Source organism: Dyadobacter sp. CY327 (assembly GCF_021390415.1).
In the GTDB taxonomy this organism is placed as follows: domain Bacteria; phylum Bacteroidota; class Bacteroidia; order Cytophagales; family Spirosomataceae; genus Dyadobacter; species Dyadobacter chenhuakuii.
Map to the genome: position 1 here is coordinate 1 of NZ_JAJUXJ010000001.1, position 19,851 is coordinate 19,851.

Annotated in this window: 16 protein-coding genes and 1 rRNA gene; 9 read left to right on the plus strand and 8 right to left on the minus strand. The window is 44.5% G+C overall.

The window, feature by feature from the left end:
* Positions 1-8: 8 nt before the first annotated feature.
* Positions 9-120: ribosomal RNA gene (rrf, locus tag LZG74_RS00005) — 5S ribosomal RNA — on the plus strand.
* Positions 121-580: 460 nt separating this feature from the next.
* Here rrf and dxs read toward each other — a convergent pair.
* The 4 genes from dxs to mutL form a co-directional block, all read right to left on the minus strand.
* The gene (dxs, locus tag LZG74_RS00010) at positions 581-2,527 is read right to left on the minus strand and encodes a 1-deoxy-D-xylulose-5-phosphate synthase (protein ID WP_233794636.1); all 1,947 of its coding nucleotides are present in this window, start codon (positions 2,525-2,527) and stop codon (positions 581-583) included.
* 76 nt (positions 2,528-2,603) lie between these two features.
* Positions 2,604-3,521 (minus strand): rhomboid family intramembrane serine protease, encoded by a 918-nt coding sequence (locus LZG74_RS00015; protein ID WP_233794637.1) that lies wholly within the window; start codon positions 3,519-3,521, stop codon positions 2,604-2,606.
* 3 nt (positions 3,522-3,524) lie between these two features.
* Positions 3,525-4,310, minus strand: a complete 786-nt coding sequence (locus LZG74_RS00020; protein ID WP_233794638.1) for a rhomboid family intramembrane serine protease — start codon at positions 4,308-4,310, stop codon at positions 3,525-3,527.
* A 55-nt stretch (positions 4,311-4,365) separates the two neighbouring features.
* Complete coding sequence (gene mutL / locus LZG74_RS00025; RefSeq protein ID WP_233794639.1) at positions 4,366-6,252, minus strand: DNA mismatch repair endonuclease MutL; 1,887 nt, start codon at positions 6,250-6,252, stop codon at positions 4,366-4,368.
* 240 nt (positions 6,253-6,492) lie between these two features.
* Here mutL and LZG74_RS00030 point away from each other — a divergent pair, with 240 nt between their 5' ends.
* Positions 6,493-6,657 (plus strand): hypothetical protein, encoded by a 165-nt coding sequence (locus LZG74_RS00030; protein ID WP_169720018.1) that lies wholly within the window; start codon positions 6,493-6,495, stop codon positions 6,655-6,657.
* Positions 6,658-6,726: 69 nt separating this feature from the next.
* On the opposite strand, the gene nagB is transcribed toward LZG74_RS00030, so the two are convergent.
* Positions 6,727-8,667, minus strand: a complete 1,941-nt coding sequence (gene nagB / locus LZG74_RS00035) for a glucosamine-6-phosphate deaminase (RefSeq protein WP_026629652.1) — start codon at positions 8,665-8,667, stop codon at positions 6,727-6,729.
* Between the two features lie 213 nt (positions 8,668-8,880).
* Here nagB and glyA point away from each other — a divergent pair, with 213 nt between their 5' ends.
* The 5 genes from glyA (at position 8,881) to serS (ending at position 14,360) form a co-directional block, all read left to right on the plus strand.
* Positions 8,881-10,185, plus strand: coding sequence for a serine hydroxymethyltransferase (gene glyA / locus LZG74_RS00040; protein ID WP_233794640.1), 1,305 nt, complete (start codon positions 8,881-8,883; stop codon positions 10,183-10,185).
* Between the two features lie 133 nt (positions 10,186-10,318).
* Positions 10,319-11,020: a tol-pal system YbgF family protein gene (locus LZG74_RS00045; RefSeq protein WP_026629650.1), complete on the plus strand. Its 702-nt coding sequence runs from the start codon at positions 10,319-10,321 to the stop codon at positions 11,018-11,020.
* Between the two features lie 104 nt (positions 11,021-11,124).
* Positions 11,125-11,631, plus strand: coding sequence for a 6,7-dimethyl-8-ribityllumazine synthase (ribH, locus tag LZG74_RS00050; protein WP_233794641.1), 507 nt, complete (start codon positions 11,125-11,127; stop codon positions 11,629-11,631).
* A gap of 76 nt (positions 11,632-11,707) precedes the next feature.
* Positions 11,708-13,066 carry an aspartate kinase gene (locus tag LZG74_RS00055; RefSeq protein ID WP_233794642.1) on the plus strand — a complete coding sequence of 453 codons (1,359 nt, stop codon included), beginning with the start codon at positions 11,708-11,710 and terminating at the stop codon, positions 13,064-13,066.
* Between the two features lies 1 nt (position 13,067).
* Positions 13,068-14,360 carry a serine--tRNA ligase gene (serS, locus tag LZG74_RS00060; RefSeq protein WP_233794643.1) on the plus strand — a complete coding sequence of 431 codons (1,293 nt, stop codon included), beginning with the start codon at positions 13,068-13,070 and terminating at the stop codon, positions 14,358-14,360.
* A 69-nt stretch (positions 14,361-14,429) separates the two neighbouring features.
* Here the strand turns inward: serS and LZG74_RS00065 are convergent, their stop codons facing one another.
* Together LZG74_RS00065 and LZG74_RS00070 are read right to left on the minus strand one after the other, a co-directional pair.
* Positions 14,430-15,689 (minus strand): hypothetical protein, encoded by a 1,260-nt coding sequence (locus LZG74_RS00065; protein ID WP_233794644.1) that lies wholly within the window; start codon positions 15,687-15,689, stop codon positions 14,430-14,432.
* Complete coding sequence (locus LZG74_RS00070) at positions 15,686-16,954, minus strand: hypothetical protein (RefSeq protein ID WP_233794645.1); 1,269 nt, start codon at positions 16,952-16,954, stop codon at positions 15,686-15,688. The genes LZG74_RS00065 and LZG74_RS00070 overlap by 4 nt, the downstream gene beginning before the upstream one ends.
* A gap of 72 nt (positions 16,955-17,026) precedes the next feature.
* Between LZG74_RS00070 and LZG74_RS00075 the strand changes: the two genes are divergently transcribed.
* Both LZG74_RS00075 and LZG74_RS00080 read left to right on the plus strand, forming a co-directional pair.
* Positions 17,027-18,166 (plus strand): acyl-CoA dehydrogenase, encoded by a 1,140-nt coding sequence (locus tag LZG74_RS00075; RefSeq protein WP_233796317.1) that lies wholly within the window; start codon positions 17,027-17,029, stop codon positions 18,164-18,166.
* 173 nt (positions 18,167-18,339) lie between these two features.
* The gene (locus tag LZG74_RS00080; RefSeq protein WP_026629643.1) at positions 18,340-19,269 is read left to right on the plus strand and encodes an AraC family transcriptional regulator; all 930 of its coding nucleotides are present in this window, start codon (positions 18,340-18,342) and stop codon (positions 19,267-19,269) included.
* A gap of 63 nt (positions 19,270-19,332) precedes the next feature.
* Here LZG74_RS00080 and LZG74_RS00085 read toward each other — a convergent pair whose 3' ends face one another.
* Positions 19,333-19,767, minus strand: a complete 435-nt coding sequence (locus LZG74_RS00085; RefSeq protein WP_233794646.1) for a nuclear transport factor 2 family protein — start codon at positions 19,765-19,767, stop codon at positions 19,333-19,335.
* Between the last annotated feature and the right edge of the window lie 84 nt (positions 19,768-19,851).

Consider the following 19,851-nt stretch of genomic DNA (forward strand, 5'->3'; position numbering starts at 1 on the left):
AAGACCTTGTTGGTGGCTATTGGCCTGGTGTTCACCTCTTCCCATCCCGAACAGAGAAGTTAAGCCCAGAACCGCCGATGATACTTGGATCAAACCTGGTAAAGTAGGTAGCCGCCACAATACCATTTAAAGACCATCTCATAAGGATGGTCTTTTTTTGTGCCTGAGGGAATCGCGTAATGTGAATAGGACCGTCTCATAAGGATGGTCTTTTTTGTGGTTGTTAAGGCACGGCCGACGATACCGCGCTGCGAAGCTTGGCCTGCACGCTTCGTTCAAACCTGCGCGGTCCGACCAGATAAAGTTGGCAGATCGCATCATCAAAGGCGTGCAGCCTGGCCCCCACTATACCAATGACAGACTATTCTCACAATGACAGGTTTTCAGTGCTTAGTACGCTCGTTTTTCTGGGGCTTGTTCATTTCACAAGTCGTGTAAATAGCAAGCGTACAACGCTGATACTATATTCTACACAGCAATTGATGGAAAAACGCACTGTTCTATCTTTCCATTAGCTAGTTAAAACAAAAATGGCTGCTTAGTTTCCAAGCAGCCACATTCAAACTTATCAAGGCAATCCTTAATTCAAAACAACAGTCTTAGCATTAGACCTGGCATTTAAAAACTCTTGAACTGCCTTGATGATGCCTTCTGAATCGACTCCACATTCGCGGTAAAGTTCATTTGGTTCGCCGTGCTCTACGATATTGTCTGGAATGCCCAACCGCTTTACGATGGAAGAATATCCGTTGTCGGCCATGAATTCTATGATAGCGCTGCCAAATCCTCCTTGTAAGCAGCCATCTTCTAGTGTAATGACCCTGTCATAGGATTTGAATACTTCGTGCAGCAGAGCCTCGTCTAATGGCTTTGTAAAACGCATATCATACAGTCCTGCCGAAATGCCGTGCAGTTCCAACCCTTCACAAGCTTTCAGTGCAAAGTTTCCAAGAGGCCCGAATGAGAGAATTGCAATGTCTTCACCACTTCTCAGTTTTCTTCCTTTGCCAATCTGAATTTCTTCAAACGGTGTTTTCCAGTTAGGCATTACGCCCGAACCCCGGGGATATCTAATTGTGAATGCTTGCTTTCCTGACTGAAACGAATCTAGCTGCGCCGTGTACATCAAATTTCTCAGCTCCTGTTCATTCATAGGCGAAGCAACAACCATATTAGGGATGCAACGCATAAAGGCAATGTCATAAAGCCCATGATGGGTAGGGCCATCTGCGCCTACCAAGCCTGCTCTGTCGAGACAGAAGATCACAGGCAGCTCCTGAATGCAGACATCGTGAATGACCTGATCATAGGCCCGTTGCATGAAGGTTGAATATATATTGCAATAAACAACTTCACCCCGCGTCGCCATTCCTGCGGAGAATGTTACAGCATGCTGTTCAGCGATACCGACATCAAATGCTCTTTTGGGCATAACGTCCATCATAATGTTCAATGATGAACCGGATGGCATGGCTGGCGTTACACCAACAATCTTAGGATTTTGCTCCGCGAGCTCTACAATGGTGTTGCCAAAAACATCCTGATATTTTGGTGCTTGTGGCTGATCGTAAACCTTTATTTTAATTTCTCCTGTGATCTTATCAAAAATACCAGGGGAATGCCATTTCGTTTGGTCTTTTTCAGCGGGACCATAACCTTTACCTTTTACAGTAAGGCAGTGTAACAACTTTGGTCCCGGAATGCTTTTTAAGTCTTTTAAAACCTCAGTAAGATGGCTGATGTCATTGCCGTCAATAGGACCGAAATATCTTAGCCCTAGTGATTCAAAAAGATTGCTCTGACGAAGGATAGCAGTTTTCATCACCGTTTCCACTTTCGAAACGATCTCCTGGGCACTCTTACCGAAATTGCTCATCTTACCGAGCATATTCCAAACCTCGTCCCTGAACTTATTATAGGTTTGAGAAGTGGTAATATCGGTAAGATATTCTTTCAGCGCGCCGACATTAGGATCGATAGCCATACAGTTATCATTCAAGATGATAAGCAGGTTGGAATCTGTTGCTCCGGCATGGTTCATGCCTTCAAAGGCCATCCCCGCGGTCATCGCGCCGTCTCCTATAATGGCAATATGTTGTCTTTCGAAATTTTTCTCTAATGCAGATGCAACAGCCATTCCTAATGCCGACGAAATGGATGTAGAAGAATGTCCTACCCCAAAGGCATCGTAAATACTTTCGCTGCGTCTCGGGAAACCTGAAAGGCCTCCATATGTGCGGTTGGAATGGAAATTATCCCGCCTGCCAGTTAATATTTTATGACCATAAGCCTGGTGGCCCACATCCCAAACCAACTGATCATCCGGTGTATTGAACACATAATGAAGTGCAACACTTAACTCAACTACGCCCAGACTTGCACCAAAATGCCCGCCATAGACGGAAACGTTATCAATGATAAACTGACGTAATTCGTTACATACTTGTGGAAGCTGGGAACTGTCTAACTTTCGTAGGTCCTCAGGGGAATCAATCTTAGCTAATAACTTCCCAGGTTTTATAAGCATATTCAAGCTTTTGAAATCAAATTTTTGCGGAATAAATGCAGACAAAATTAAGCAAATAAGGACATTAAGTCCGACTTTATTTTTGCTGGCTTGCCTTGAACAGCTTTTGCTTTTCTTCTCTCGTCAAACTTTCGTAGCCCGATTTTGAAATTTTATCCAATATGGAATCAATTTCCGTTTGATCTGGCATTTCAATTGTTCCGGATGACGATGCTGAGGAGTAAACACTTGTGCTTCGGTAAACTTGTCTTTCGCGGTAAGTAACCTGCATAGAAGGACGTTTGCGGAATAATCTGGACCATACATTCATCACAGCATATAACGGCTTGCCAAGGTCTGTTCCGCTTTGTAATAATTTTATAAAAACATATCCTACAAAAGCACCTCCCAAATGCGCTAAATTTCCTCCGGCGTTAGGGCCAACGGTTTGCGCAAGAGAAAGGATAATGTAAAAAAGAGCAATAAATTTAATCCTGATCGGACCTAAGAATATAAGGTTGAAGGTGTAGTTGGGAAGTAAAGTAGAAGCACCTACTGCTACAGAGAATGCAGCTGCCGAAGCGCCAAGCATTCTCGATCCTTCGACGTGAGCCTGGAAGTAAGGTAATGCATTGTAAAGGACAATGTAAATCAGCCCGCCTGCTATCCCGCCAAGCATATACAGCGCTATAACACGCTTTGCGCCCAAATACTCATCAATTAGCTTCCCAAACCAATAGAGGAACAGCATATTAAAGAGGATATGGAAAATATCATCGTGTGTGAAAAAATAAGTGATCAGCGTCCAGGGCCTGTACAAAAACTCATTGGTTGCTGCGGGAAGTTGCAGCGTATTAATCACTGCAGTGTAAACATTTGCGGATTGAGAAAGAGTCAGAATAATCTTTAATAGCAGCAAAGTCAAGAAGACCGCAACATTAACAAGGATTATCTTTACAAGTGCATTCTCTGATTTGGCAAACTCCCTCTTTACGTCATCAACAATATTGCTCATCTCTCAATAGAAATTTGTTCTTTGCGTATTCCAGTAACGCAATAATATATAGGCAAATAGCATTCCTCCGATGTGCGCGAAATGCGCGACATTGTCTGACTGAGCATTCTGAAATCCAGCATATAATTCGTACAACCCGTAAAAAGCGACAAAATATTTAGCCTTAATCGGAAACGGAACAAAAAGGAGGAAAAGCTCAGTATTCGGAAACAATAAACCAAACGCCATTAGGATGCCGAAAATTGCTCCCGAAGCACCAACCAGCGGCGTATTGATCAAACTTTGATAATAACTATTTACGAACGCTACACTTTGTTGAATGTAGCCAGAATTTGTTGGATTTTCTTCAAACTTATTTAAAAAATCAAGGTTGGCTTCGTAAATTCTTTCAGCATGTTTACTCATAAAATCCACGAGTCCATCCGGCGTCGGATTTTGAGTAAATATTTCAACAGCCTGCCTAACCTGACTGTTTTCAAAATAATCAATCCCGGAGAACAGCATTCCTGCCCCTATGCCCGTAAAAAAGTAAAAGAACAAAAATTTCTTTGGCCCCCAGCCTCGCTCAAGCAATGGTCCGAACATAAATAACCCGAACATATTACTGAACAAATGCCCAAAGCTCCCATGCAAGAACATGTACGTTACAAACTGAAACGGCAGAAACGCAGGGGAAAACACAGACCGCAGCGCAAAGACATTGGTAAGATTAAAAATGTAGGAATCAACTACGAAAAAGAGAATATTGAGAATAAGTAAATTCTTGACAGTAGGGGTTATGGATAACATATTTTGTGTTTAATCAAGATTTATTCAATAACTGATGACCCTATATTTTTGTTCGTCAGGCTTTAAATATACTGGTAAGTTTATCCATTGTGAGCAACACGATGATTGCTTCTCCGCTGGGCGTTCTGTTGGGGTCTGTGGATGCAAAAAGCTGGTCAATTAAAGTGTGGATTTCTACAAACGAAAGTTTTACTGCATAACGAACAGAAAAGCGTCTGGCCAGTGAGCGCGAAAGGCTTTCGGGTTTATTCAGTTTAAGGTCGGAATAGCTTTGTTTTAGTTGCTCGATAAGCTCTTCAAAAAGATCTTGCTCACTCTCTTCCGGTAAATCCGCCGGAATTCCCCGAATGATCAGTTCATTGGATCCAAACTCATCAAATTCAAAACCCAGGCTTCTTATCTCCTTTTTCGTCTCATTCACAAGCTGCATATCCGAATGTGTCAGCCTGATCGTTTTCGGAAAAAGCAACTGTTGACACGCTCCATTCCGGTTTGTAAGCATCTTACGATATCGTTCGTAGAGGATCCTCTCATAAGCCGCCTTCTGGTCGATCAGCATAATGCCGTCTTTAACCTGTGAAAGAATGTATCTGTTATGAAGCTGAAAAAGCACCGCATCGCTTTCCGGCGCAGAAATAACCTCCGAGGCCATTCTGTTGATCTTGCTGGCAATGGTTTTTGGCTGCTCCTGGAATGATGGTCTCGAAACTGTGCTTTCATTGGTTTCAAATGCAGCCAGCTCACGGTTACGGTCTTCGGTATTCTGTAATCCTTCGAAGAGTTTATTCCAATTGGTAAGGTTCGATCTGGACTGTCCGCTTTCGCCTTTTTTAGATTGGGCTGCCCAGTCAGGCATTACTGTTCTTGGAATTAAATTATGGTTTTGATCTGATGATGTTGGGTTCAGAAAATTAATGTTATCATCAAAATCAATGGATTGAGATAAATTATAAACGCCCACAGCTTTCTTCACGGCGGCCATTACAATGGCATACACCGACTTTTCATCATCAAATTTGATCTCCGTTTTCGTCGGATGAATGTTTATATCAATGTGTGAAGGATCAATTTCAATGAAGAGGACGTAAAATGGATGGCTCCCTTCTGGTATAGTGCCGTCAAATGCACTGATAACCGCATGGTGCATGTAACTATGCTTCACATAGCGGTCGTTTACAAAAAAGAACTGCTCGCCGCGTGTTTTTCTGGCAAATTCAGGCTTGCCAATGTATCCCCGAACGCTGATATAGGACGTATCTTCCTGACAAAAAGCAAGTTGCTCGCGATAACTCTTTCCGTAAATGTCAACAATTCTCTTAACCAGCTTGCCCGATTGCAGGTTGAAAACCTCCGTATCATTATGATGTAATGTAAAGGCAACCTGCGGGTGTGCGAGCGCAACGCGCTGAAATTCATCCAGGACATGACGCATTTCAACCGAATTGGATTTCAGGAAATTGCGTCGTGCAGGAACATTGAAAAACAGGTTCTTAACCGAAAGATTGGTGCCTTTCAGACAAGCAACTGCTTCCTGGGCCTTAATTTCCGAACCGTCGATCCGGATCATTGTGCCCAGCTCATCAAATTCCTGACGTGTCCTGAGCTCGACCTGTGCAATAGCGGCAATGGAAGCAAGCGCCTCGCCCCGGAAGCCCATTGTTCGGATCCTGAACAAATCTTCCGACTGCCGTATCTTCGAAGTAGCATGCCGCTCAAAGCTCATCCGGGCATCCGTTTCAGACATTCCGGAGCCGTCGTCGATGATCTGGATCAATGTTCTGCCAGCTTCTTTCAAAATAACCTGTACATGACTCGCCTTCGCATCAATTGCATTTTCCATAAGCTCCTTCACCACCGATGCAGGTCGCTGAACAACCTCGCCGGCGGCAATTTGATTGGCTATGGAATCTGGTAATAATTGTATGATGTCGGAAGACGGCATGTCGGAATTTTGATTTATTTAACTATAACAAATAAACAAAAATTTTTTAAGAGCGGGTTCAATTTCGGCGGGTAGCAACCTTGTAGCACTTGCTTTTAGTAGAATCTACAATAGAATAATTACATTGTTTATAAAAATTTTCTACATTTTTCGAACGTTTTTGGAGAATTACTTTGTTGGCAATAAATAAAAACGCTAACTTGGGATATCAAACTCCTATGTTAATAACCTGAACCTGATATGAAAACGCCAATTTCAAAACGATTTAACTTTACGATGGCATTGCAGTGGCTCATATTTTTGCCAATTATTCTGCCGCTCTGCATAATCTTCGGCGCCATCGAAGGCGTTGTCAAAATGGTCGAAAAAATGGCCCAGCGAATGTGGATGGATATGGAATTATAAATGCAAAAAGATATATAAAGTAAAAGCCCGGTGTTCTCACATCGGGCTTTTACTTTATATATTAAAATCTTAGAATTTCCACCTCACAAAAGCTTCCATCGCCTCGTATTCTGCTAAGCCAAGCTCATCATACAAGTGTGCGGTAGCGCGGTTACGCTCTTCCGCCCGCTGCCAGAATTCCCTCGAATCTTCGCCCTGGAACACCACACCGTCTTTTTGAGACTGGTGTTTGAAAATCCCCTGACGTTTTTTCAAAACCTGATCCGGGCTCATTGGAACAGCCATTTCGATTTCATAAATATCCCATTCAGCCCATGCGCCGCGGTACAACCATACCCAGCAGTCCTTCATGAAGTTTTTATGTTTCGAGCGCTGTAATGCTGCCTCAATAGCGTCCCAGCACACTTTATGCGTTCCGTGCGGATCGGCGAAGTCACCGGCTGCATAGATTTGATGCGGTTTTATTTCTTCGATCAGGTTTTCAATGATCTTAATGTCCTCTTCACCGATCGGTTTTTTCTGAACGGTCCCTGTTTCGTAAAAAGGCATGTTGAGGAAGTGCGCCTGGCTTGTAGGGATGCCAACAAAACGGCAAGTTGCCTTGGCTTCACCCTGGCGAAGCAATCCTTTTACCTTCCTGATCTCAGGCGTGTCAATTTCGCTGTCTTTTGTATGTTTCAAAAACTCCTTCGCATCCAGGAACATCTGATTCGCTTGCGGGCTGTCGATTCCGAATCCTTTATTGAAGTCAACTACGAAATCGATAAAACGCAATGCTTCATCATCGGCAACGGCAATGTTACCGGAAGTTTGGTAAGCCACATGCACCTCATGTCCCTGATCCACCAATCGCTGGAATGTTCCACCCATGGAGATAATGTCGTCATCCGGGTGCGGGCTGAAAATCAATACGCGTTTTTTAGATGGCTGCGCTCTTTCGGGACGGTGCGTGTCGTCTGCATTTGGCTTACCGCCCGGCCATCCGGTAATAGTATGTTGTAATTGATTAAATACATTGATATTGATCTCATAGCCGGAACCATATTGCGCCAGCAAATCGCTCATACCATTATCGTTATAATCCTTATCTGTCAGTTTAAGAATCGGCTTATTGAGCGAGCTCGACAAATGCGTGATCGCCTTTTTGATCATTTTATTATCCCAAACCACCGAATCAACTGCCCAAGGCGTTTTAATGCGGGTAAGTTCAGAAGCCGCGCTTTCATCCACAACGAAAGAAACGTCCGGATGCGCCTGCAAATAGGAAGCAGGATTTAGCTCTGTAACAGGTCCTTCCACCGCTCCGCGGATCACCGAAGCTTTTCTCTCACCCCAGGCCAGCAGCACAATGCGGCGCGCGTTCAAAATCGGCGCAACACCCAATGTGATCGCTTTACGGGGAACATTATGCAGCCCGCCAAATTCCATCCCGGCCGCCACACGCGTAGAATGATCGAGTGTGATCAGCCTTGTGCGTGAATTAATCAGCGATCCTGGTTCGTTGAAACCAATGTGACCATTTCCCCCGATCCCCAAAAGCTGGAAGTCCAGGCCGCCCACAGCATTTATTTTGTTTTCATAAGATGTGCAGTAATCACGTAGCAATGCAGGAGGAACGGTGCCATCCGGAAGGAAATAGTTTTCTTTCGGAATGTCTACATGATCAAACAGCTGCTCTTTCATGAACCGGTGGTAACTGTAAATCGATTCCGGCTCCATTTGGTAATATTCATCCAGGTTGAATGAAATTACGTTTTTAAAACTCAAACCCTCTTCCCGGTGCATGCGCACGAGAATTGCATAAACCGTTTTCGGTGATGATCCAGTCGCTAAGCCCAAAACACATTTCTTACCCTCTTTCTGCTTCTGGCGGATCAAGTCTGCAATTTCCTTTGCCACTGCATTGGAAGCCTCTTTGGAATCGGCGAAAATTTGAGTCGGTATTTTTTCGTAGGTGATTGGCTGTCCGATCGTTCCGGGTGTTCCCTTCCCGTTGTTGGAAGCTTGCATCAAAATTGTTTGTGAATTCACCGATTGCTGGCTCATATTATGCTTGAATTTATTTATAAGAGTTTATGAATAGACAGGGTAGGAAATGGAGAGCAAAAATACAACTCAAAACGAATATTATTAAAATAATTTAAAAAATAAACGCATCCAGAAATATTCTTATTTTTGCACCCAAATCTACGAAATCATCACACCATTTTCCCAATACAACCCATGTCTACACTCACAAGCGTTGAACGTGACACCACCATTTTTGATCTTATTAATAGAGAAAAACATCGTCAGGAATCTGGCATCGAGCTCATCGCCTCTGAGAACTTCACGTCCAGGCAGGTTATGGAAGCAGCTGGAAGCGTGTTGACAAACAAATATGCAGAAGGATTGCCAGGTAAGCGTTACTATGGTGGCTGTGAGGTTGTAGATGAGATAGAACAAATTGCAATTGACCGTCTGAAGGAGCTTTTTGGAGCAACCTGGGCAAATGTTCAGCCGCATTCTGGCGCACAGGCGAATACAGCTGTGTTTCTTGCATGCCTGAATCCAGGCGATAAAATCATGGGTTTTAACCTTTCGCATGGTGGTCACCTGACGCACGGCTCGCCGGTTAACATTTCAGGTAAATATTTTCAGCCTATATTTTACGGTGTAGAAGCCGAAACAGGATTAATAGATTGGGATAAAGTAGAGGAAACGGCTGTAAGAGAGCGTCCAAAACTTTTGATCTGCGGAGCTTCCGCATATAGCCGCGACTGGGATTACGCACGTTTGCGCTCGATCGCGGATCAGATTGGTGCATTATTGATGGCGGATATCGCTCACCCTGCCGGCTTGATCGCCAAAGGTTTATTGAATGATCCGTTTGATCATTGCCACATCGTAACAACCACAACGCACAAAACACTTCGCGGCCCTCGTGGTGGTGTGATCATGATGCGTAATGATTTTGAAAACCCATTTGGTATCAAAACGCCAAAAGGCCAGCTGCGCACAATGTCTTCGCTTTTGGATTCCGGTGTATTTCCTGGAACACAGGGCGGACCTTTGGAGCATATCATTGCTGCTAAGGCGATTGCATTCGGTGAAGCATTGAGCGAAGGATACTATAACTACGCAGTTCAGGTGAAAAAGAATGCGCAGGCGATGGCCAAAGCATTTGTGGATAAAGGTTACGGCATTATCTCCGGCGGAACAGATAACCATTTGATGCTGATCGACCTTCGGACGAAAAATGGTCAGAACCCAGGCTTAACAGGTAAACTGGCAGAAAATACATTGATTAAGGCAGACATTACCATTAATAAGAACATGGTGCCTTTCGATGACAAATCACCGATGATCACATCCGGGATCCGCGTTGGAACTGCTGCGGTAACTACGCGTGGAATGGTCGAAACTGATATGGAACGCATTGTAGATTTCATTGATACTGTGCTTGTTAATCACGATCAGGATGCCAAGATCGCAGCCGTGAAAGGTGAGATCAATAACTGGATGAAACAATTTCCTTTGTATATCTGATATTTAGCTTTTCAAATAGCGACAGCGCATCGGTTATCCGGTGTGCTGTTTTTTTTGTTTATTCCGATGTTTTTTAGCAATAAAATTTCGTTTAGTTTTCATAACTTTGCACTCCAAAATCGAATTAATTGATATGAGCAAGAAAAACACGGACGAATCCGGGCTTGAAATTATTGAAACTCCGGAAGCATTAGCTGGCCAGATCAATAAAGCGGAGGTTTTTTTTATTAAAAATCGCAAGATAGTTTTAGGGATAGCAGGGGCGGTTGTGCTAGCAGTTGTCGCTTTTGCCGGATATCGTTTTTACATCGATGGTCAGGAAGGCACGGCCCAGGATGCACTTGCAAATGTCGTTTACGATTTTGAAGCTGACTCATTACAAAAAGCATTAAACGGAAGCGGTGGCAATGAAGGACTTTTGTCTATCGCTGATTCTTATAAAGGAACTGATGCTAGTAACCTGGCCAATTTCTATGCCGGTGTGGCATTATTGAAGCAAGGAAAATATGATGATGCGATCAAGCATCTTCAATCATTCAGCTCATCTGATCTTTTGGTCCACGCGCGTGCACAATCATTGATCGGCGACGCATATCTTGAAAAAAATCAACCTGCTGAGGCTATTTCTTTTTACAAAAAGGCTGCCGACTATGAGAAAAACGAATATTTCACGCCGGTTTATTTAATGAAATTAGCTATCGCACAAGAAAAAGCAAACCAGCCTGCTGACGCGGTGTCCACATATAAACGTGTTATCGACGAGTTTCCTCTTTCCTCGGAAGTGGTAAACGCGAAGAAATACATGGGAGTATTAGAGGGACAGGTCGGCAAATAATGGTTAACCATTACTGTTTCTGAAAAGGATAAAGCCGACAAAGGTTTTATCCTTTTTTTATTTGCCCAATCAATCATTTACATCCAATAATCCGCTGATTCATTATGTCGAGTGCTGATAAGAATTTAAGTGTTTTCAAAACGGAAGGCCTGCCGGACATTAGTTCAAAAAAGTTTGGGATTCTCGTTGCCGAATGGAATACTGAGGTGACCGAGAAGCTTTTTGAAGGAGCTTACCAAACATTGATCAATAACGGAGCTTCTCCGGAGAACATTGAAAGAGGCAATGTGCCGGGCAGCTTTGAACTCACATTAGGTGCACAATGGTTCGCAGAGCGCAGGGACATTGACGCGGTGATCGCACTAGGCGTAGTCATCCAGGGTGAAACCAAGCACAACGATTATATTAATCACGCTGTGGCACAAGGGATTACCAATGTAAGTCTGAAATCCGGCAAGCCCGTTATCTTCGGAGTCCTGACGCCCAATAATATGGAACAAGCCCTGGACCGCGCAGGCGGCGTCCACGGAAACAAAGGCGACGAAGCCGCAATTACAGCGATTAAAATGCTAGGCTTAAACAATCAGATCGCCACGGCGGGCGCTTACTAAGGGATTATAGATCGTTAGATCATTAAGTTTTTAAATCATTCAGTCATTCACTCATTCTCTCATTCAATCATTAAATATGCAAGTCTGGAAATTTGGCGGGACTTCGGTAGGAAAGCCGGAACGCATGCATTCAATCCGCGAACTTCTTAACAGCGATCCAAATCGTAAAATCGTTGTTTTGTCCGCATTATCGGGTTCTACCAATGCGCTTATCGCCATCGGTGAGGCTGCAAAAGCTTATGATGATGCCAAGGCAAATTCGCTTATGGATGATTTGAAAGCACATTACCAGCTTTTTATCAAAGAGTTGTATGCCACAGAGCAGGGTTTGGAAGAGGGAACGAACATTGTGGAGACGGAATTCGGCTTTATCAAGTCGCTCATCGGCATCAAGCCTTTCACGATTAAGCAGGAAAAGGAACTGGTTGCAGAAGGCGAAATCCTGAGCACCAAAATGTTCCAGGCTTATTTGGAAGAAAAAGGAGAAAAGTCAGTATTGCTGCCTGCGCTTGATTTTATGCGCATCGATGCAGACGGCGAGCCGGAACTGGCAACTATTGAAGATAAGTTGGTAACGATTTTAAATCAATATACAGACAAGCAGACCATCATTACCCAGGGTTTCATTTGCCGGAACCCGCGAGAAGAAGTGGATAACCTGAAAAGGGGAGGCTCCGATTACACAGCTTCTCTTATTGGTGGCGCGATCCGTGCCGATGAAATCCAGATCTGGACCGACATTGACGGAATGCATAATAATGATCCGCGCATTGTAAAAAGAACTTTCCCGATTCGCGAGCTGACATTTGAAGAAGCGGCAGAACTGGCCTATTTCGGAGCGAAGATTTTACATCCAAGCACGATCACGCCAGCGAAGCTTCGTGGTGTTCCGGTAAGGTTGAAAAACACCATGCAGCCCGAAGCGCCCGGCACGTTGATCGCAAACCAGACTTCGGACCGCGACATTAAGGCAATTGCGGCAAAAGATAACATTACCGCGATTTACATTCATTCGACCCGTATGCTGAATGCCTACGGCTTCCTTCGTAGGGTGTTTGAAATTTTTGAAAAATACAAAACACCTGTCGATATGATCACCACTTCCGAAGTCTCGGTTTCAGTGACGATCGACAATTCTGAAAATCTGGAACAGATCACTGCGGAGCTCCGGGAATTTGCTGATTTGGAGGAACATGATCGCGATCAGAATATCATTTGTATTGTAGGAAATTTCAGTGCAGACAAAGAAGGAATTGCTTTAAAAGTGCTGGATGCGATGAAAAACATTCCTATACGAATGATTTCGTATGGTGCATCAGAACATAACTTATCGCTGCTCATTCATTCCAAATACAAGGCAGAAGCATTGAATGTGCTTAATGAGCGCCTGTTTTACTACGAAGATGCAATGAAGGACATTTTTACAGCACCCTGATATGTTACAAACGAATTTCATCCGCGAGAACCGTGACTTCACAATTGCCGGATTAACAAAAAAGCATTTCAAAGACGCAGCAGAAGCTGTGGACCTGATTATAGAATTAGATAAAAAGCGCAGAGGTTTACAGCAGAACCTGGACGAGACATTGGCCCGGTCCAATGCAAAAGCCAAGGAAATCGGTGGACTCATGAAAGCCGGAGCAACCGCGGAAGCGGAAGCTGCGAAAGCCGAAACCGCAGTCTTGAAAGAGCGTTCCAGGTCATTGGATGAATCGCATAAGGAAGTTGAGGCCAGGTTGCTTCAAGAGCTCGTTAAGCTGCCTAATTTGCCGCATGAGAGCGTGCCGGAAGGAAGAACAGCCGAAGACAATGTGAATGTGCTTGAAGCAGGTGAAAAGCCCGTATTGCCACAAGGCGCATTGCCCCATTGGGAGCTGATTGAAAAACTTGGAAAAAACCAGGCGCCAATCATTGATTTTAAATTAGGAAACAAAATTTCAGGTGCCGGATTTCCAGTCTATAAAGGAAAAGCAGCCAGGCTCCAAAGAGCAATGATCGCTTTTTTCCTGGACGAAGCGGGAAAGGCGGGTTATACAGAAGTGCAGCCGCCAATTGTAGTCAATGCAGATTCAGGTTTTGCTACGGGCCAGTTGCCGGATAAGGAAGGCCAGATGTATCACGATGCGCAGGACGACCTTTACCTGATTCCAACAGCAGAAGTGCCGGTTACCAACCTGTATCGCGACGTGATCGTTACGGAAAACGAGCTTCCGGTGAAGAATGTTGCTTATACACCCTGTTTCCGCAGGGAAGCGGGCAGCTGGGGCGCCCACGTGCGAGGCTTGAACCGTTTGCACCAGTTTGATAAAGTTGAAATTGTTCAAATCAATAAAGCCGAGGAGTCTTATAAAGCTTTGGATGAAATGGTGGAGCACGTGAAAGGTCTTTTGACCAAGCTGGAATTGCCTTACCGCATTCTGCGGCTTTGCGGAGGAGATATGGGCTTTACATCGGCTCTTACGTACGACTTTGAGGTCTGGTCTGCCGGGCAGGAGCGCTGGCTGGAATGCAGTTCTGTTTCCAATTTCGAAACTTACCAGGCCAACAGGTTGAAACTGAGATACAAAACTGCCGACAAGAAAACGCAGCTGCTGCACACATTAAACGGCTCTGCACTCGCATTGCCGCGGATTGTAGCCGCATTGCTGGAAAACAATCAGCAAGCCGACGGAACAGTTAAAATTCCCGCTGCGCTGGTTCCCTACTGCGGTTTTGATAAGATAGAATAGCATTACTATCCTTTCCAATGCAAAAAGCCTTCGTTCATAGCGAAGGCTTTTTTGTAATGTATAAGAAGCTTATGATTTTGAATGATACAAGGCCGCCTCTCTCTTAGGGAATGCTACCCATATAAAATAACCTGTCAGCAACACAATGCAAACCTGCATAGCGTAATCGACAAATAGTTCCAACGACGCAAATGTATCAAACGGCGTCATATAGCAAGGCATACCAAGCCGCCACCAATAGGAAGGATGCACCACGCACAGCACATTGAAAATGAGCAATAATGTAACCTGAATCGGGCTTTTCCAATCAATTACATAAAAAACCAGCGGGATCAGGAACAGGAAAATGTAGTTGCTGTAAGCGCTTTGCTGGACGATCATCATGGTTGCATAAAGCACAATCCAGACGCGGGATAACATGACCCGAAAATCAGCTTTTTGAAGCCTTAATGCTGCCAGACAGGCCAATCCAACCGAAATAACAAGCCCGATCCAGTTCCAGAACTTCTCGCCGACACCAATGTGATTGAAAAACCAGGGGTTGATGATGGCCGGAATGTTTGGCGCACGCAAGGTTTTGGCTTCGTCCAGCGGTTGGGTAAACTCCCAGCCCACCAGCGGATAAAGAATAGCAAGCGAAATCACGCCCACAATGGCCATGGGAATAACCAGCCTTAGTTTATGTTTTTCCAAAATAAACAAAGGCACCAGAATGAGCACAAAAATGGCCTTCGTCATCAGCAATCCCAATGCTAAAACCAATGCATACCATTCAACCCGCAATGTCCGCTCGCGTACGAGATAAGCCAGGATCACAAACAGCCACATCCAAACATCTTCCTGAGCACCGATAATGCAAAGCACCAGGCCGCCCGGTAAAAGATAATAAAGCAGCGATTTGAAAAGGAAAATGCCGCGCGACTGAAACGGACGGAAAAAATGGTAAGAAGCCCACAACGCAACGCCATCCATGATCGCCATGGTTAACACGATCATTTTGGGATGATACCAGATTTTCAGGAATGCACCCAAAGAGTAGGGATAAAGAGGCGAGTAGGGCGACCAGAAATCGCGGTAAACGATTTGCCCTAATGATGCTTTGCTGCCTTCGTCCCAAAAGCCATTGACGTCGGAAGTAGGTTCGAGGCCGGCAATAAGATAGATTAATATGAAAGGTGCAAGCCGGAAAAGAGCCCAGCCAGCGGCTAACATTATATTAACAGACTTATTTTCCAGCCATTTTGTAAGCGCATCCTTTTTGAAAAGAACAATCCCAACCAGTAAGATACAAATCAGGCTGATGCCTAATTTTGCCAGGACGATGCTCATGCAGTTGTCAGTTTTTCAGAAACCACTTTGCGGTAAGTTTCTCGCAGGATCCAGAAAAAGCACAGCACATTGAGGATTTGCAGGCAATATTCGAATAAGTAGGAAATGTTGCTGAACATGCCCAGAGACGTGTAGGCAGGCTGTTTGATATAAACCCAAACAAACGGCTGCACCACCGTAAGCCAGTTCACTGCCAGTAAAACCACGACGTGGAATGTTTTCCGGACATCAATGATCTCAAAAAGAACGGCCATTAAGTAAGCGATCAGATAAGCACCCATAGCACTTGCCTGGAAAATCATCATACACACAAAACAGGCAATGAAAATGCCGGGAAGCACTTCATTAATATGCCGGTGCCGCGCTTTATAAGCCATAAATGCAGGAACGAAAACCGTGAACAGCAGCCCAATCCAGTTGATCATAGTTGATTTTTTCTCATCCACGGTATAAAACAGCTCAACAAACGGCCTTGTTATTGAAAACAGATTAGGCGTCATTAGCTGCTCCGTATGCTGAATAGGCATTAAAAACAGATCACCGATCTGCCAGTAAAGAAATCCAACGGCCGGCAGCCCAACCGCTGCCATCACCAAAAGCATTTTGATTGGTTTTTTGACAACCAGCAAAAGTGCAGGCAATAAGAAAATAAAGGTTACCTTGATCGTCAGTAGCGCCAAAGCATACAGCAGCCCAATGCCGACTTCGTAATTAACGGGTTTTTTAATGGTAAAGCGCCAGATAATCAGTGCAGCGCCCCAAAACCAAACCTCTTCCTGCCCATCCACGAGAATGTACATAAACCCGGCAGGAAGCATATAATAAATGACAGCCAGTTGTAAAGCATTGTTAATCCGGCTTTTATAAGTGCTGTAAGTAAGCCAGAGTATAAAGCTTTCCATAAGGACCATAAACAGCACAATGGCACGGGAATTATGCCAGATCCAGACCGGTATGCTTATAATGTAAGCATACAGCGGCGCATGGTAAGACCAGAAATCGCGATACACGAAGCCGCCTGCCTTTGCGGCTTCCGCTTTGTAAAAAAAGAAAGGAATGTCGCCTCTCGGATCTTCATTAACGATCAGGAAAATGCCTATCCAGGGAATGAGTCTAAGCAAAACAAAAGCAATCCCTAAAACCACTTTTTCGTTCTCTTTTTGCCATTTAGCGAAGAGCCCCGACTTGCTGATCGTCCAGATTATTCCAAACGTGAGCAGAAGGTTAAGAAGGAGTTTTGTATAAAAAACGGTAAGAACAGGCATTTTTTGCAGCAAAATTTGAGCAAACTTAACATAAATAATCACGTCATGCCATATCATGCACAGTTATTTGGAATGGATTTCAACCTCAGTGAAGAGCATGTAGCCGTTCAGGAAGCAGCCCGCGATTTTGCTGTAAATCATTTATTCCCCGGCGTCATTGAGCGGGATGATGAGCAAAAATTTGACAAAGGTCTCCTCCGGCAAATGGGCGAGCTGGGGTTTCTGGGCATGATGGTTTCGCCGGAATATGGCGGCGGAGGCATGGACACGCTTTCCTATGTGATCGCTATGGAGGAAATTTCCAAGGTGGATGCGTCCGCAGGCGTGATTATGTCGGTCAACAATTCGCTGGTTTGCTGGGGACTGCAAATGTTCGGATCGCCTGAACAGAAAGCGAAATATCTCACCAAGCTTGCTACGGGCGAAATGATCGGTGCATTCTGCTTGTCGGAGCCGGAAGCGGGATCCGATGCCACTTCCCAGCACACGACTGCCGTGGATATGGGCGACTATTATTTATTGAACGGCACTAAAAACTGGATCACGAACGGCGCCACTTCCGACATTTGCCTCGTTATGGCGCAAACCGATCCTGAAAAGGGGCATAAGGGAATCAATGTGCTGATTGCAGAGAAGGGACTTGAAGGTTTTGTGGTTGGTAAAAAAGAAAACAAAATGGGCATCAGGGCATCCGACACCACTTCGTTGCTTTTTACAGACGTGAAAGTGCCTAAGGAAAACAGGATTGGAGAGGATGGGTTCGGCTTCAAGTTTGCGATGAGTACATTGAATGGTGGCCGGATCGGCATTGCGGCGCAGGCACTTGGCATTGCGGCAGGCGCGTTTGAGTTATCCCTTCAATATTCCAAACAAAGAAAGACTTTCGGCAAACCGATCAGCGAGCACCAGGCCATTCAATTCAAATTGTCGGAAATGGCGACCAGGCTCGAAGCAGCACGCTTACTTGTTTATAAAGCAGCCCGACTCAAAGATGAAGGCAAAGATTACATTCAAGCTTCGGCGATGGCGAAACTATATGCCTCTGAAACCGCCATGTGGCTGACTACGGAAGCGGTCCAGATTCATGGCGGTTATGGTTATGTGAAAGAATATCATGTTGAGCGCCTGATGCGCGACGCAAAAATCACCCAGATTTATGAGGGTACCTCTGAAATCCAAAAACTTATAATCGCCCGTGAGCTCCTGAAATAATTTGATTTAGGGCATCCTGGCCGATTTATTCGAAATCTTGGATTTAAATGATACAGAAATATCACTTTTTTTTAGTTTTTTGTCAATATATACTTGTATTAGTTTTGTACAATTTATTAGATTTGTACAAAATTTGGAACAACGGTCAAAAGGACCCTTAATTATAAACAAGTATGGAAGACTATAATAAGATTATTGAGTCGCTGGGGGTAAAGTTTGTGAAAGCGCGTCACATCAGAATTTTGCAACCGATAACCATCAAAAACTTTTACGACGTCCAGAATTCGTTAACAATTTTATACGACGGGGAGGTTTCTTTTGGTTCTGAAGAGTCGCAAAGAGTTGAGGAGGGCGATATGCTTTTCATTCCGGGTGGTAAGCATGCCACGGTGACATATGGCAATGGGCAAACTGCCAAGACCGTTTCGAATGAGGAGTTCATGACCAACCGTGATAATTACATTGAGGCGGGCCACGATCCGGCATTGATCGGAAAATTGCCTAACTCATTTGGTTTGATATCTTTTGAAGCCAAGGTTTTTGATACAGTAAACTTTTTCACTTCTCTGGACGTTCCGCCGTTTTTGATCAAAAGAGACGATCAGATCGCGATCACAATTAACCAGATCCTGACAGAAGATATGCTTGATACACCGGGAAAAGGCCGTATCATCAAAATCAAGACGGAAGAGGTGGTGATCGAGATCATTCGCTACATCTTGAAAAACAAATTGTTTGTTGAGCAACTTGTAACAAACAGCACGTATTTCAAAGATCCTCGTTTGATCGACATTTTCGCTTACATCAAGGATAATCTGGGTGGCGATCTTTCTAATAAGGTTTTGGCTAATGTTGCGAACGTGTCCGAAGATTACGTAGGACAATATTTCAAAATGCTTACCGGAATCAACCCACAGGATTATATCGAATATCAGCGCATGGAAAAAGCCGTTGATTTGCTGCGTACATCCAAGAAAAGCATTCGTGCGATCGGCTCGGATGTGGGTTACAAAGACACCGCTTATTTCTGTCGTCGCTTTAAAATGATGTTCGGAATTCCAGCCGGCAAAATGCGCCGCCGTGAATCATTGATGAACGTATAGTAATCAGAGATTTGATAAAATGAGAAAGAGAACCACACCGGTTCTCTTTTTTGTTTCTATTAGTCACTGAACCGGCGTAAACTGCACAGCAACCACTTTCCAGCGCCCGCCGGACTTCACACAAACCGACATATAGGAAAGCGTTCCCTGGAACCCATTGTTTTCAATGCGTGCGCGCACATCCCACATTCCGTTCACTAGCGTTACATCCCCGTATGTACGCGTGCGTGCACCGGAAAGCATGCCCGAGTCCACGACGATCATGCCTTGGGAAACGGCTTGTATCAAAGCGCGGCCTTCAATCGGCTGTCCCTGCAAGCCTACCACGCTGAAATCGTTTGAAACCAGGCTTTCCAAAGCTTTGGCATCTTCGTCCAGCAATGCCTGAAAAAACAAATTGGAGCAGTCCATTCCGTCCCGGGGCTGCACAGGGGTTGTCTGGGCTTGTGATAGGAAAGAAAAAGCGAATCCAAGGATGATGAATGCAAATGTTTTCATGCAGCGACGTGTATGGTGTATCGCTAAAAGTATCAAAACAAATTCACCTCCTGAAATTATATGATTAGATTCGTCCTTGTTTTG